Annotated in this window: 10 protein-coding genes and 1 pseudogene; 6 read left to right on the top strand and 5 right to left on the bottom strand. The window is 65.3% G+C overall.

Annotated features, from left to right (window positions below; genetic code table 11):
- The first annotated feature begins 203 nt into the window (after nt 1–203).
- Nucleotides 204–1175 carry a 7,8-didemethyl-8-hydroxy-5-deazariboflavin synthase subunit CofG gene (gene cofG / locus QZ184_RS06860; RefSeq protein WP_296418720.1) on the top strand — a complete coding sequence of 324 codons (972 nt, stop codon included), beginning with the start codon at nt 204–206 and terminating at the stop codon, nt 1173–1175.
- A gap of 58 nt (nt 1176–1233) precedes the next feature.
- Nucleotides 1234–2790: a photosystem II high light acclimation radical SAM protein gene (locus QZ184_RS06865; protein ID WP_010314588.1), complete on the top strand. Its 1557-nt coding sequence runs from the start codon at nt 1234–1236 to the stop codon at nt 2788–2790.
- 1 nt (nt 2791) lies between these two features.
- Here QZ184_RS06865 and QZ184_RS06870 read toward each other — a convergent pair whose 3' ends face one another.
- The 3 genes from QZ184_RS06870 to QZ184_RS06880 are packed head-to-tail and all read right to left on the bottom strand — an operon-like array spanning nt 2792 to nt 5223.
- Nucleotides 2792–3607 (bottom strand): CPBP family intramembrane glutamic endopeptidase, encoded by an 816-nt coding sequence (locus QZ184_RS06870; RefSeq protein WP_296418723.1) that lies wholly within the window; start codon nt 3605–3607, stop codon nt 2792–2794.
- Nucleotides 3607–3927, bottom strand: a complete 321-nt coding sequence (gene clpS, locus QZ184_RS06875; protein ID WP_247476277.1) for an ATP-dependent Clp protease adapter ClpS — start codon at nt 3925–3927, stop codon at nt 3607–3609. Before clpS ends, QZ184_RS06870 begins: the two co-directional genes overlap by 1 nt.
- Nucleotides 3928–3972: 45 nt before the next feature.
- Nucleotides 3973–5223, bottom strand: coding sequence for an LL-diaminopimelate aminotransferase (locus tag QZ184_RS06880; protein WP_296418724.1), 1251 nt, complete (start codon nt 5221–5223; stop codon nt 3973–3975).
- 110 nt (nt 5224–5333) lie between these two features.
- Here QZ184_RS06880 and QZ184_RS06885 point away from each other — a divergent pair, with 110 nt between their 5' ends.
- From QZ184_RS06885 to QZ184_RS06895, 3 genes are all read left to right on the top strand, one after another.
- Entirely contained in the window at nt 5334–7997 is a 2664-nt protein-coding gene (locus QZ184_RS06885; protein ID WP_296418727.1) for a TIGR03960 family B12-binding radical SAM protein, read from the top strand.
- Between the two features lie 406 nt (nt 7998–8403).
- Nucleotides 8404–10443, top strand: coding sequence for an Rne/Rng family ribonuclease (locus QZ184_RS06890; RefSeq protein WP_296418730.1), 2040 nt, complete (start codon nt 8404–8406; stop codon nt 10441–10443).
- A gap of 14 nt (nt 10444–10457) precedes the next feature.
- On the top strand, nt 10458–11033 hold the full coding sequence (locus QZ184_RS06895; protein WP_296418731.1) for a ribonuclease HII: 576 nt from the start codon (nt 10458–10460) through the stop codon (nt 11031–11033).
- Here QZ184_RS06895 and QZ184_RS06900 read toward each other — a convergent pair.
- Entirely contained in the window at nt 11030–11557 is a 528-nt protein-coding gene (locus tag QZ184_RS06900) for a DUF1997 domain-containing protein (RefSeq protein ID WP_010314612.1), read from the bottom strand. The genes QZ184_RS06895 and QZ184_RS06900 overlap by 4 nt on opposite strands.
- A gap of 52 nt (nt 11558–11609) precedes the next feature.
- Between QZ184_RS06900 and pheA the strand changes: the two genes are divergently transcribed.
- Entirely contained in the window at nt 11610–12434 is an 825-nt protein-coding gene (pheA, locus tag QZ184_RS06905) for a prephenate dehydratase (protein WP_010314614.1), read from the top strand.
- Here the strand turns inward: pheA and QZ184_RS06910 are convergent.
- Nucleotides 12431–12597, bottom strand: a pseudogene (locus QZ184_RS06910) (SAM-dependent methyltransferase); the annotation flags it as partial. The gene pheA and the pseudogene QZ184_RS06910 sit on opposite strands and share 4 nt — an antisense overlap.

The following is a 12597-nucleotide window of genomic DNA, read 5'->3' on the forward strand; positions in this document are numbered from 1 at the left end:
AGGGTGGTCGTCATGAGTACGGGAAAGAAGTGCCGTGCGCGAACGCCTGGCGGTTAGGGAAGGACAGGTCGGTAACCCGCCCTGCCAAAGCCAATGTAACGGATGTTTGCGCGACATTGCGACGCGTTAACGCCTTCTCAGGCTTTCCGGCCCCCAAGTCCTGCTAATCGGTGGCATCAGTCCCGCTTGTCGCTGCGCGTTCCGTGCCTGCTGAGGCCGTCGTCACCTGGAGTCCCAGCGTCACGTTGGTTCCGACCCGCGGCTGCTTCAACCGCTGCGGCTACTGCAGTTTTCGCGTCTCCCCAGCACTGGCTGTACCACTTACGGCTGAGGAGGCCCTCCGGCAGCTGCGTAAGCGTCCCGCCGCTGCTGAGGTGTTGCTGTTGAGCGGTGAAGAGGCGCCTGGATCAGCGGGGCGCGCTGCCTGGTTCAGCCGTCTGCTGCAGCTCAGCCAGCTCGCCCTGGATCAGGGCCGGCTTCCCCACACGAATGCGGGTCCCCTGAGCTGCCAGGAAATGGCGCGCCTTGGCCGGAGCAATCCCTCGATGGGCTTGATGTTGGAGGGGCTCGGTCCTGCCTATGAGCCCCTGCATGCCCGCGCCCCCAGCAAGCGTCTGGAGGTTCGCCTGGCTCAACTCGAGCAGGCAGGACGCTTGGGTATCCCGTTCACCACGGGGCTGCTGTTGGGCGTGGGTGAAAGCCGCGCCGAGCGCATCAGGGCCTTGGAGCTGCTGCGGGATCTCCAGTTGCGCTGGGGGCACCTGCAGGAAGTGATCCTTCAGCCCTGGCGACCCGATGGTGATTCAGCGGTTGTTCTGAGCGAATCCGAGCAAGGGGATCTCCTGGAGTTGATCGCCGATGCCCGGTCCCTCTTGCCGCAGGAGGTGCACCTGCAGACGCCCCCCAATCTCTGGCCTTTGGCGTCCCTGCCCTCTGCCTTGGCTGCTGGCATCGATGACCTCGGCGGGATCGATCTGGAGGACGTGATTAATCCCGCCTATCCCCAACCGGCGATCAGCCAGCTGCGCGCGGTGCTTGAGGCCTCTGGCTGGCAACTCAAACCACGCACCTGCACGCATCAGCACTGGTGGCGTCGATTGCCGCCTGCCCTGCGGGAGAGGGTCGAGCGGATCGACGAAACCCTCCAACAACGTTGGACAACAGCTGCTTGTTAGCGTCCAACTTCGCCATGGGCGTCGCAGCTTGAGACCACTACCGCCAGCTGATCAGCGGGTGTTGCTCGTGCGGCTCCCCTGCAATCCGATTTTCCCGATTGGCCCGGTGTATCTGGCCGATCATCTGCACAAACAATTCCCCGGACTGGCCCAGCAGATCCTTGATCTGGCTGCTGTCCCCCTGCTGGATGTCGAGGCGGTGCTGCTGGAGCGGATCGAGAGCTTCCGGCCCACCGTTCTGGTCTTTTCCTGGCGGGACATTCAGATCTATGCCCCGGTGGATGGTCGCGGGGGCAACCCCCTGCAGAACTCCTTTGAGGTCTTCTACGCCCTGAATCCCGTTCGCCGTCTGCGCGGTGCCTTTGGCGGGTTGCGTTTGATGGCCTCCTTTTACGGGGAGCTCTGGCGCAATTTGCGCTTGGTCCGCCGTGGCCTGAAGCGCGCGCGCCGTCATCACCCAGAGGCCCAGGCGGTCTTGGGCGGAGGCGCGGTCAGCGTCTTCTACGAACAGCTCGGCAAACGGCTACCCCGGGGCACCGTGGTCTCCGTTGGCGAAGGAGAGCCCTTGCTCGAGAAGCTCCTGCGTGGGGAGTCCCTCGAGGGCGAGCGCTGTTTTCTGGCGGGTGAAGCGCCTCGGCCCGGGCTGATTCATGAGCAGCCCTCCGGCATGGAGAAGACGGCCTGCGACTACGACTACATCGCCTCGATTTGGCCCCAGCTGGATTGGTATCTCGATGGGGGCGACTTCTACGTCGGCGTTCAGACCAAGCGGGGCTGCCCCCACAACTGCTGCTACTGCGTCTACACGGTGGTGGAGGGCAAGGCCGTCCGGGTCAATCCCGTCGAGGAGGTCATCGCCGAGATGCATCAGCTCTATCGGCGTGGGGTGCGCGGCTTCTGGTTCACCGATGCGCAATTCATCCCGGCACGCCGCTACATCGACGATGCCAAGGAGCTCCTGCGGGCGGTGAAGGCCCAGGGCTGGACGGACATCCGCTGGGCGGCCTACATCCGAGCCGACAACCTCGACGCCGAGTTGGCCCAGCTGATGGTCGACACCGGCATGGACTACTTCGAGATCGGCATCACCTCCGGTTCCCAGGAGCTCGTGCGCAAGATGCGGATGGGCTACAACCTCCGCACCGTGCTTGAGAACTGTCGCCTCTTGGCCGAGGCTGGCTTCAGGGAGCACGTCTCGGTGAACTACTCCTTCAACGTCATCGACGAGCGTCCGGAGACGATTCGTCAGACCGTTGCCTACCACCGCGAGCTGGAGCGCATTTTTGGTGCCGACAAGGTTGAGCCCGCGATCTTTTTCATCGGCTTGCAACCCCACACGCACCTGGAGCAGTACGGCTTTGATCAGGGCCTGATCAAGCCGGGCTACAACCCGATGAGCATGCTCCCCTGGACGGCTCGGCAACTCCTCTGGAACCCCGAACCGATGGGCAGCACCTTTGGGCGCATTTGCCTGGAGGCGTTTGAGCGCAATCCCGCCGACTTTGGTCGCACGGTGATGGATCTCTTGGAGCGTGACTACGGCACGGCTCCACTGGAGGAGGCGTTGCGCGCTCCGGTCGAGGGCCGCAAGGCCTTGGCAACGGCGACCCGTTAGATCAGCGCCACCAGCGGCGGCGCACCACGATCAACCCCGCCAGTCCGGCCCAACCCAGCAGACCTCCGATCGGGTTGGGATTGGCGCCACCTGGACCCAGCAGCCAAACGGGTGCGGCTGCCGGCAGGCTGATCAGTCCGGCCTGAAGCGCAAACCAGCCCCCGACTAAGCCGCCGTGTAGGCCAATGGATCCCCAGAGTGCCCCTTGATCGGCGCGTCTTTGCAGCGCTAAGGCGAGGCCCAGTAGCACCAGTCCCACCAACAGGGCGATGGCTTCGATGGGGGGCAGCTGGTACCAGGGATGCACCAGGGCAAAGAACGCGGCCTGGAGCCCGATGGCCCGTTGCCGCCCGCCCAGCAGCTCCAATTCGCCCCAGAGCCAACCACGAAAGAGCAACTCCTCGGCGAACCCCACCCCGAGCAGCAGGGCGATGGCGTTGAGCAGTTGGCCGGCCGTGAGTTGTCCCTGCCATTGGCTCTGGCCGCTGAGCAGCAGGACCACCACCACACCCAGGAGCAGTCCAGCGGCCTTGAGCAGACCGCGAATGAAGGCGCGCAGGCCCGCGGTGGGACGCACGACAACCCCGAGCTGTTGCCAGGGATGGTCGACACCCCAGCTGCGGCGCAAGCGCCAAGGCAGGGTCAGTAGCAGTAGCAGCAGCGAAACCACCACCCCAGCCAGGTCCACCTGGTCAGGGCGCCATTGGGGGAAGACCAGCGCCAGCGGCCGCGAGCTGAGCCAACCCAATCCGTAGAGGACGGGGACATAGAGCAGCGTCCCCCACCAGTGCAACGTCGATCTGGTGGGGGACTGCATCAGTCTTCGGGCTCGATCGTGCTGGAGAGACCCTTGGCCTTCAGGGTTTCGCTGTAGAACTCCGCCGGCTCGATATCGCAGACGATCACCAGGCCCACGCCGGTGTTGTGGGCCTCCATCATCACGGCGATGGCGTCCTGCTCACTCAGGGAGGGCACCACCTGCCGCAGGGTGGTCACCACGTATTCCATGGTGTTCACCGGGTCGTTGTGGAGCAGCACCTTGTAGCGGGGCGAGGGTTTGCGCACCCGCTCCGGCGCTTTTTCCATCACAGCGGCGCCGCCGCTCTCGCGGCCAGGCGCCTGAGTTGATCGGATCATCCTGATCAGCTCCGGTATGACGAGGTAGGGACTTTAGTCAGCGCTTTAGGCCGCAGCGGCAGCAGGGGCGAGGGCGGCCTTGATCCGGCGCATGGCTTCGTTGACGTTCTCGCGGCTGTTGAAGGCCGAAAGACGGAAATAGCCTTCGCCCGCGGCACCAAAACCACTGCCGGGGGTGCCGACCACGTTGGCTTGGCTCAAGAGCAGATCGAAGAAGCCCCAGGAGTCCACGCCGGCCGGGGTCTTGATCCAGACATAGGGAGCCTGCTCGCCGCCGTAGACCGTCAGGCCCGCACCGCTGAGTTCGCGGCGAATGATCGCGGCGTTCTCCATGTAGAAGCTGATCAGCCCTTTGACCTGGGCTTGGCCGTCCGCGGAATAAACGGCCTCGGCGCCGCGTTGAACGATGTAGCTGACACCGTTGAACTTGGTGCACTGGCGGCGGTTCCAGAGGCCCCAGAGTTCCACCTTCTCGCCATTGGCGGCCGTGCCCATCAGGCCACGGGGCACCACGGTCAGGGCGCAGCGGGTGCCGGTGAAACCGGCGTTCTTGGAGAAGGAGCGGAACTCGATGGCGCAGTCCCGGGCCCCCTCGATCTCGTAGATGGAGTGCGGCAGCGAGGGGTCCTGGATGAAGGCCTCATAGGCCGCGTCAAACAGGATCAGGGCATCGTTGGCGCGGGCGTAGTCCACCCAGGCCTTGAGCTGCTCCTTCGTTGCCACCGCCCCCGTGGGGTTATTGGGGAAGCAGAGGTAGATCAGATCCACCTTCTCGCTGGGGATCTGGGCGCTGAAGCCGTTCTCGGCGCTGATGGGCAGGTAGGTCAGGCCGCCGTACTGGCCCGCGTCATCGGCATCGCCCGTGCGGCCCGCCATGACGTTGCTGTCGACGTACACCGGGTAGACGGGATCGGTGACGGCAATGCGGTTGCCGGTGCCCAGGATGTCGAGGATGTTCGAGCTATCGCACTTCGAGCCGTCAGAGACAAAGATCTCCTCGGCGCTGATCTCGCAGCCGCGGGCCTGGAAATCATGGGTAGCGATCTTCTCGCGCAGCCAGGCGTAGCCCTGCTCGGGGCCGTAGCCATGGAAGCCCTCCCGGGTTCCCATCTCGTCGATGGCCGCCTTCATGGCATCGCGGCAGGCCTGGGGCAGGGGCTCGGTGACATCGCCAATGCCCAGGCGAATGATCGGAGCGTTGGGGTTCGCTTCGCTGAAAGCCTTGACGCGACGTGCGATTTCAGGGAAGAGGTAGCCCGCTTTGAGCTTGAGGTAGTTGCCGTTGACCTGGGCCATCTCAGCGAAGGGTCGCGCGGACCCGGTTGTACTGGCCGGATTGTCCTATGCGGAGGGGGCTCCCCTGGGGTGCCTCTGCATACGATCGAGTCAGTGCAGGGCCTGCTGTTGTGACCGCCGTTTTCGATGCACCGGTGGATTTCGACGCCCTGGTGGATCGCAGCATCGCCAAGCCAGGCCGGTATCTCGGCAACGAGTTGGGGGTGCAGGAGCGGGACTGGGATCAGGTCTGGCCGGCCGCCGCCGTGCGCTGGGCCCTGACCTATCCCGAGATCTACGAGGTCGGCTCGAGCAACACCGGCCACATCATTCTCTATTCGATCCTCAACAGCGTTCCGGGTCAGCTGTGTGACCGCAGTTACCTGCCGGGCCCGGATCTCGCCGAGCGTTTGCGTGAGCGGGGGCAGCCCCTCTTCGCGGTGGAAAGCCGCCGGCCGCTGCCCGCCTTCGACATTCTCGGCTTCTCGCTGAGTTACGAACTCGGCGCCACCAACATCCTGGCGATGTTGGAGTTGGCCCAGGTCCCTGTGCGGGCGGCCGATCGCGGTGATCTCCCCCTGGGCGATCCAGAGGCCCCGCCGTTGATTTTTGCCGGCGGCCCCACCGCCACCAGTAACCCCGAGCCCTTCGCCGCCTTTTTCGATTTCATTGTCCTGGGGGACGGCGAGGAGGTCCTCCCCGAGCTCGGCCTAGTGGTCGCGGAGGCGAAGGCTGCGGGCCTCAGTCGCCGCGCGCTGCTGTTGGATCTGGCCCAGGTGCCAGGGGTCTATGTCCCCTCCCTCTATGGGCCTGGCCCCGACGGGGTGAGCCAGCAGCCGCTGCATCCCGGGGTCCCCAAGCGGGTGATGCGCCGCACCGCGACGCCCATGCCCCACTACGCCATGGGTTTGGTGCCCCATATCGAGACGGTTCACGACCGCCTCACCGTGGAGATTCGCCGCGGCTGTACGCGGGGCTGCCGCTTCTGCCAGCCAGGGATGCTCACCCGTCCTGCCCGGGACGTGGAACCACAGGCCGTGGTGGAGGCCATCGAAACAGGCATGGAGCGCACGGGCTATTCCGATTTCTCCTTGCTGTCCCTGAGCTGCTCGGACTACCTGGCCCTGCCGGCGGTGGGGGTGGAGCTGCGCAACCGCCTCGCCGATAAGAACGTCACCTTGACCCTGCCCAGTCAGCGGGTCGACCGCTTCGACGAGAACATCGCCCACATCCTGGGCGGGACCCGCAAGGCGGGCTTGACCTTTGCGCCCGAGGCCGGCACCCAGCGCCTGCGGGACATCGTCAACAAGGGCCTGACCGACGCCGAGCTGCTGCGGGGGATCCGCACCGCCATGGAGAGCGGCTATCGCAAGGTCAAGCTCTATTTCATGATCGGCCTGCCGGGGGAGACCGATTCCGACGTCCTGGGCATTGCGGAGACCTGCCGCTCCTTGCAACAGCAGTGCCGTGATCTGGGGCGGTTGGAGCTCAACCTCACCATCAGCAATTTCACCCCCAAGCCCCACACCCCCTTCCAGTGGCACAGCGTCAGCACGGCTGAATTTGTTCGCCGGCAGCAGCTCTTGCGGGAGGCCCTGCGCCAACTGCGCGGGCTGAAGACGAATTTCACCGATGTGCGCCTCTCGGCGATGGAGGACTTTGTCGGGCGGGGGGACCGGCGCCTCGCGCCCGTGATTGAGGCGGCCTGGCGCGCCGGGGCCGGGTTGGATGCCTGGTTTGAAGCGGCGGATCGCACCTATCAGGCCTGGACCGATGCGATTGAGGCGGCCGATCTGGGCGGGCGCTACCGCGAGCTTGAGATGGGGGAGTGGAGCTCCGCCGAGGGCATGGACCCCAGTGATCTGGCGGCCTTCTGCGCTCAGCCCCTGCCCTGGGACCACATCGATTCAGGGGTCGAGAAAACCTGGCTGGCCGAGGACCTGCGCAATGCCCTGGCTGCTGCGGTGGTGCCGGACTGCTCCTTTGAGGGCTGCAGCAGCTGCGGTGTCTGTGGCCCCGAGTTGGGGCACAACGTGGTGGTGGCCCCTCCGCAGATTCCTGAGCCGAGCCCCCAGCGGCCTCCCGCCAGTGAGCGTGTGCAGCGCCTGCGCTTCCGCTTTGCCAAAACAGGGTCCTTGGCCCTGCTGAGTCACCTCGATTTGGTGCGCCTGATGGAGCGGGCCCTACGCCGTTCGCGTTTGCCGGCGAGCTTCACCGGGGGCTTCCATCCCCTGCCTCGGGTGCAATTTGCCTTGGCTCTCCCCCTGGGCGCCGAGGCCGATGGGGAATGGATGGATATCGAGTTCACGGCCACGCTCGATCCTGAGCAAGCCCGCCAGCAGTTGCAACGCCAACTTCCCCCTGGGTTTGCGCTGCTGGAGGTCTACCCCGTGGAGGTCTTCGGCTCAAGCTTGTCCCAGGAGCTCTCGGGTGCGACCTGGGCTGTGCAGTGGCGCGTCGAGCAGGGCCATGCCATGGCTGCTCCCGAGGTTTGGGACGAGGCGGTCTCCCAACTGCTGGCTCAGGAGTCCTGGATTTGGGAGGACACCGACAAGAAAGGTCGAGCGAGGCAGCGGGATTTGCGGCCCTATCTCCAGCAGGTTGAACGGCGTCCCCGCTCGGCCGAGGACCCGGATCTTCAGGAGCTCCAGTACAGCGCGGTGGTCGATCCTGCAGGCCGCAGTTTGAAGCCGGAACAGCTGCAGCAGTGGTTCTCAACCAGCTTGGCTTTGCCGCTGGCCATGGTCGGTTTGCGGCGGCGTTCGTTACTGCTGCAAAGCCCTTCTGGCTCTTGAAATCAACCGTGCTAGCTTGCGTTCAGGACGGCAGATGATTGACCGAAGTCGGTTGATTGATCTCTCCCTCGCCCGGCCAGCCGATGTTGGCTAAGAGCGATCGGAACTTCCTCAGCAGCTTTCACGAGTTTCCCTTCCTGAAAGTCGCTCCAGGCGGCGCTGTTCAGACGGGCACCAATTGGCACCCGCAACTCTTTCGTGTTCAGCCTCGATGGTTGAACGCCCCCACCTTTCGCCGCAGCTTCAGCCTCGGCGTCGCGCTCTGAGCTTTTTTCACATCCCACGGGCAGGAGTCACCCGGCATCGGCGATGCCGCGATCAGATCTCTGTCTCAGGCCAACGCGCTGCGTTGGGTTCGTCATTTCTTATCCCCTCCTGCCCTGCGCAGGTCATCTCCTGACCTTCCATGCCCCAGCAGATCGTCATCGCCGAGCAACTGCGGATTGCCGCTGTTCTCACCGATGAGCGTGTTGACGAGCTTGTCGTCGCACAGGGTCGCTACCAAATCGGCGACGTGTATCTCGGGACGATCGAGAACGTCCTGCCCGGCATTGACGCGGCCTTCGTCAACATCGGAGAGGGCGAGAAGAACGGCTTTATTCATGTCACCGACCTCGGTCCCCTTCGCCTGAAGAAGGGGACCGTCGGCATCACCGAATTGCTCGAGCCCCGCCAGAAGGTGCTCGTTCAGGTGATGAAGGAGCCCACGGGCACCAAAGGGCCCCGTCTGACCGGAAATCTCACCCTGCCGGGTCGTTTCTTGGTGCTGCAGCCCCACGGCCAAGGGGTCAATATTTCGCGCCGGATCACGGCTGAGAGTGAGCGCAATCGCCTCCGTGCCCTTGGCGTCCTGATCAAGCCCCCTGGGGCTGGCCTGCTGATCCGTACCGAAGCGGAGGGCATCAGCGAAGAGCAGCTCATTGACGATCTCGAGGCGCTGCTGCGCCAGTGGGAGGCCATTCAGACGGCCGCTGAGGCAGCGACGCCCCCGGTGCTGCTCAACCGGGATGACGACTTCATCCATCGCATCCTGCGCGATCACTACACCCCTGAGCTGGCGCGGATCGTGGTGGACGCGCCCGACGCGGTCGCCCGGGTCAACACCTTCTTGGGTAGTGACCATCAGCAGGTGCTGGTGGAGCATCACAGCGAGCCCACCGAGATCCTTGAGCACTACAAGGTCAATGCGGCGATTCGCGATGCCCTGAAGCCCCGGGTGGATCTGCCCTCGGGCGGTTACGTGATCATCGAGCCGACCGAGGCCCTGACCGTCATTGACGTCAACTCGGGTTCCTTTACCCGCTCGGCCAATGCCCGCGAGACGGTGCTCTGGACCAACTATGAGGCGGCGACAGAAATTGCGCGTCAACTGAAGCTGCGCAACATCGGTGGTGTCGTGATCATCGACTTCATCGATATGGAGTCCAGGCGCGATCAGCTCCAGCTGCTGGAGCACTTCACCTCTGAGGTGCGCTCCGATTCGGCCCGTCCCCAGATCGCCCAGATCAGCGAACTGGGCCTGGTGGAACTCACCCGCAAGCGCCAAGGGCAGAACATCTATGAGCTGTTTGGCCGGGCCTGCCCCAGTTGCGGCGGTCTGGGACATGTGGTGGTGCTGCCTGGACAGGACACCCTCCAGCCCCTGGCCAGCGTCTCCGGCTTGGTTCGCTCGGCCGCCTCGGCCCGTGCTGAAGCTTCAACCCCGGCGGCACTGGAGAGCGGCAGTGGTGGCCGCCGCCGCGGACGTGGTCGCGGTGGCCGCGGCTCCGAGGGCGAGGTTGTGGCGGCCTACGAGGACAGCGCCTCGCTGGCCACCGGCCAGGCTGAGAGTCCTGCTGCCGCCAGCTCGGAAGGCCACAACCGCCGGCCTGAGCCTGAATTGGTCGCTGTGCCGATGGAGCCTGAGCAGGAGTTGGTCTACGGCTGGTTGGGTCTGAACCCAGCGCTGCTCCTGGATCCCGCCCCCAATCCCGACAACCTGTTGGTGCGGGTGGTGCGTCCAGGTCAAGACGCCGAGGCGGTCCTCGAGGAGGCCCGTCAGCAGTTGGCGGCTGCCGGTCCCCGCCGCCGCCGCCGCGGTCGCGGCGGAAACACTGCCAACAGCAATGGCCATGGCGCGACACCCGCGCCGGTGGCTGTCGCCCAGGCCGAACCCACGGGTGTGGCGATCACACCCCTGCCGACGGTCTCGATTACAGAAGTGGCGATCACTGAGGCCCCGCTGCCGGCGGTGGCGATCGTTGATTCCGCGGCTTCACCCGCTCCCGCAGACGAGGCTCCGGCCCGCGCAGGCCGCACTCGGACGCGCACCCGCAGCAGTGCAGTTGCGGTCACCGAAGAAGCCCCTGTTGCTGCAGCCTCGGTCGTTGCTGTTCCTGTTGCGGAGGAGGTCGACGACAACGGTGAGCCCCGCCGCCGCCGCCGCCGTTCCTCGGCGAGCGACTGAGGCCCAAGCGGGCGATGCGGATCGCTGGGGTCGATGAAGTGGGACGGGGCTGTTGGTTTGGCCCCGTCTTCGCCGGTGCCGTCGTGTTGAGCGATGCAGCCCGGGAGACCCTGGCGGCGGCTGGACTGACCGACAGCAAGGCTCTTTCCGCGAAGCGCCGCTCGCAGCTGGTCCCTTTGATCCTGGAGCAGGCCGAGTCCTGGGCCCTGGGCCAGGCCTCGGCCCAGGAAGTCGATGGCTTGGGGATTCGCAGCGCCACTGAACGGGCCATGCTGCGGGCCCTGCAGCGCCTGGGCTCCCCGGCCCCAGATCACGTCCTGGTGGATGGCAACCTGCCCCTGCGCCTGTGGTCCGGCTCCCAGGAGACCGTCGTGCGCGGGGACAGCGCGCACCTGGAAATTGCGGCGGCCAGCGTCCTGGCCAAGCAGGCGCGGGATGCCCTACTGGTGCGGCTCGCGCAGCGCTATCCCGGCTATGGCTTCGAGCGCCACGCTGGCTATGGAACCGCCCAACACCGTGCCGCAGTCCTCTCCCTAGGGCCAACGCAGCTGCATCGCCGCAGTTTTCTGCGCAAGGTCTTGGCTGCTTAGGCCTCGACGCTGGCGTGCTGCTTGCACCAGCGCTGAAAGTCGTTGATCAGTTGCTGTCCCACCCGGGTTTTGATCCCCAGCAGGATGCCCGCGAGCAGTGAGCGCCCCGTGGCCTCCAGGACTTTGGTGGGGATCAGCTTCAACAGGCTGGGTTGGCTGACACTGACGGCCAGGCTGGCCTCCCCGACCAACTCACCGCCGCGGGCCTCCAGCCAGGAGCCCAGGCTGAGTTGGAAATCATCGACGACCCCGAGGCCTTCGAGCTGGCAGTCGATGGCCTCCAGTTCGATCCGGTTGGGGCTCCGCCGCGCCACCAGGTCCACCACCGGTTGAATCTGCAGTTGGAAGACCTGCAGCTTGGTCACCGTGTAGCGGTAGCGCCCAGGAGCGATCTTGCTGAGTTGCTGGGCCTCGAGCAGGGCTTCAATCACCTGCTCTTCATCGTCCAGGTAGGCACCCAGACGCTCGGCGTTCTGCTGCACCGGCAACTGCAACGCTTGGCTGGCACTGAAGGCCAGGGGCATCAAAAGGCGGCCGGGGCGGCATGATCCTATCGAGCACGGCCCGATCAGCCCCATGCGCATTGCTTTTCTTGGTCCGGTGGGCACCTATGGGGAGCAGGCGGCCCAGGCCTTCGCCAAGCTCGAGCAGTGGGAGGCGCCTGAACTGCTGCCCCAGACAGGAATTCGTGCGGTGATTCAGGCCCTCGCCGCCGGTCGGGTGGATGCCGCGGTGGTTCCCGTCGAGAACTCCGTCGAGGGCGGTGTCACGGCCTGTTTGGATGCGCTCTGGGAGCACCCAGAACTCGAGATCTCCCGGGCGGTGGTGTTGCCGATTCGCCATGCCCTGGTCGGCAGCGGCAGCGTGGAGGGGGTCAGCGAAGTCCTCTCCCATCCCCAGGCCCTGGCGCAGTGCAGCCTCTGGCTGAGCACCAACCTGCCCAATGCCCTGCAGCTGCCCACGAGCTCGACCGCAGAGGCGGCCCGCATGGTGGCCGGCAGTCACTTCCGTGCGGCCATCGCTTCCCAGCAGGCCGCCAAGGAGCACGGCCTCAAGGAGTTGGCCTATCCCATTAATGATGTGGCGGGCAACTGCACCCGCTTTTTGCTGCTGCGTCAGGGCGAGCGCAACTGGCATGGCGAGCTGGCCAGCTTGGCCTTCTCACTGCAGGCGAACCAACCCGGTGCTCTGCTCAAGGCCCTGGCGTGCTTTGCCCATCGGGACCTGAACATGAGCCGCATTGAGTCCCGCCCCTCCAAGCGGGAGATGGGCGAGTACATCTTTTTTGTGGACCTGGAGCTGCCCAGCGGACCCGAACCGCTGCAACAGGCCATGGAGGAGCTCAAGCCCCTTTGCGAGCACCTGGCGGTGTTTGGGGCCTATCCGATGACCCAGCTCTAGGCCGCCGGTTTGCGGGTTCGGAAGACACCGAACTGCATCATCCCGGTGGCGAAGCCCCAATGCATCAGCAGCAGGGTGGGTGACTCCCGCAGCCCCATCAGCACAGCCTTAGGACCCAGGCCCAGGACCGCCTTGGGCCTACGCACCCCTTCGAGGATGGATT

It is taken from the genome of Vulcanococcus sp. DEBay_Sum22DG08_74 (assembly GCF_017852955.1).
GTDB lineage: Bacteria > Cyanobacteriota > Cyanobacteriia > PCC-6307 > Cyanobiaceae > Vulcanococcus.

What these genes read in the sequence shown, in the direction of transcription:
- QZ184_RS06890 (WP_296418730.1), top strand. Translation starts at nt 8,404, where the DNA reads ATGCCCCAGCAGATCGTCATCGCCGAGCAACTGCGGATTGCCGCTGTT.
- pheA (WP_010314614.1), top strand. Translation starts at nt 11,610, where the DNA reads ATGCGCATTGCTTTTCTTGGTCCGGTGGGCACCTATGGGGAGCAGGCG.
- QZ184_RS06880 (WP_296418724.1), bottom strand. Translation starts at nt 5,223, where the DNA reads ATGGCCCAGGTCAACGGCAACTACCTCAAGCTCAAAGCGGGCTACCTC.
- clpS (WP_247476277.1), bottom strand. Translation starts at nt 3,927, where the DNA reads ATGATCCGATCAACTCAGGCGCCTGGCCGCGAGAGCGGCGGCGCCGCT.
- QZ184_RS06895 (WP_296418731.1), top strand. Translation starts at nt 10,458, where the DNA reads ATGCGGATCGCTGGGGTCGATGAAGTGGGACGGGGCTGTTGGTTTGGC.
- QZ184_RS06870 (WP_296418723.1), bottom strand. Translation starts at nt 3,607, where the DNA reads ATGCAGTCCCCCACCAGATCGACGTTGCACTGGTGGGGGACGCTGCTC.
- QZ184_RS06900 (WP_010314612.1), bottom strand. Translation starts at nt 11,557, where the DNA reads ATGCCCCTGGCCTTCAGTGCCAGCCAAGCGTTGCAGTTGCCGGTGCAG.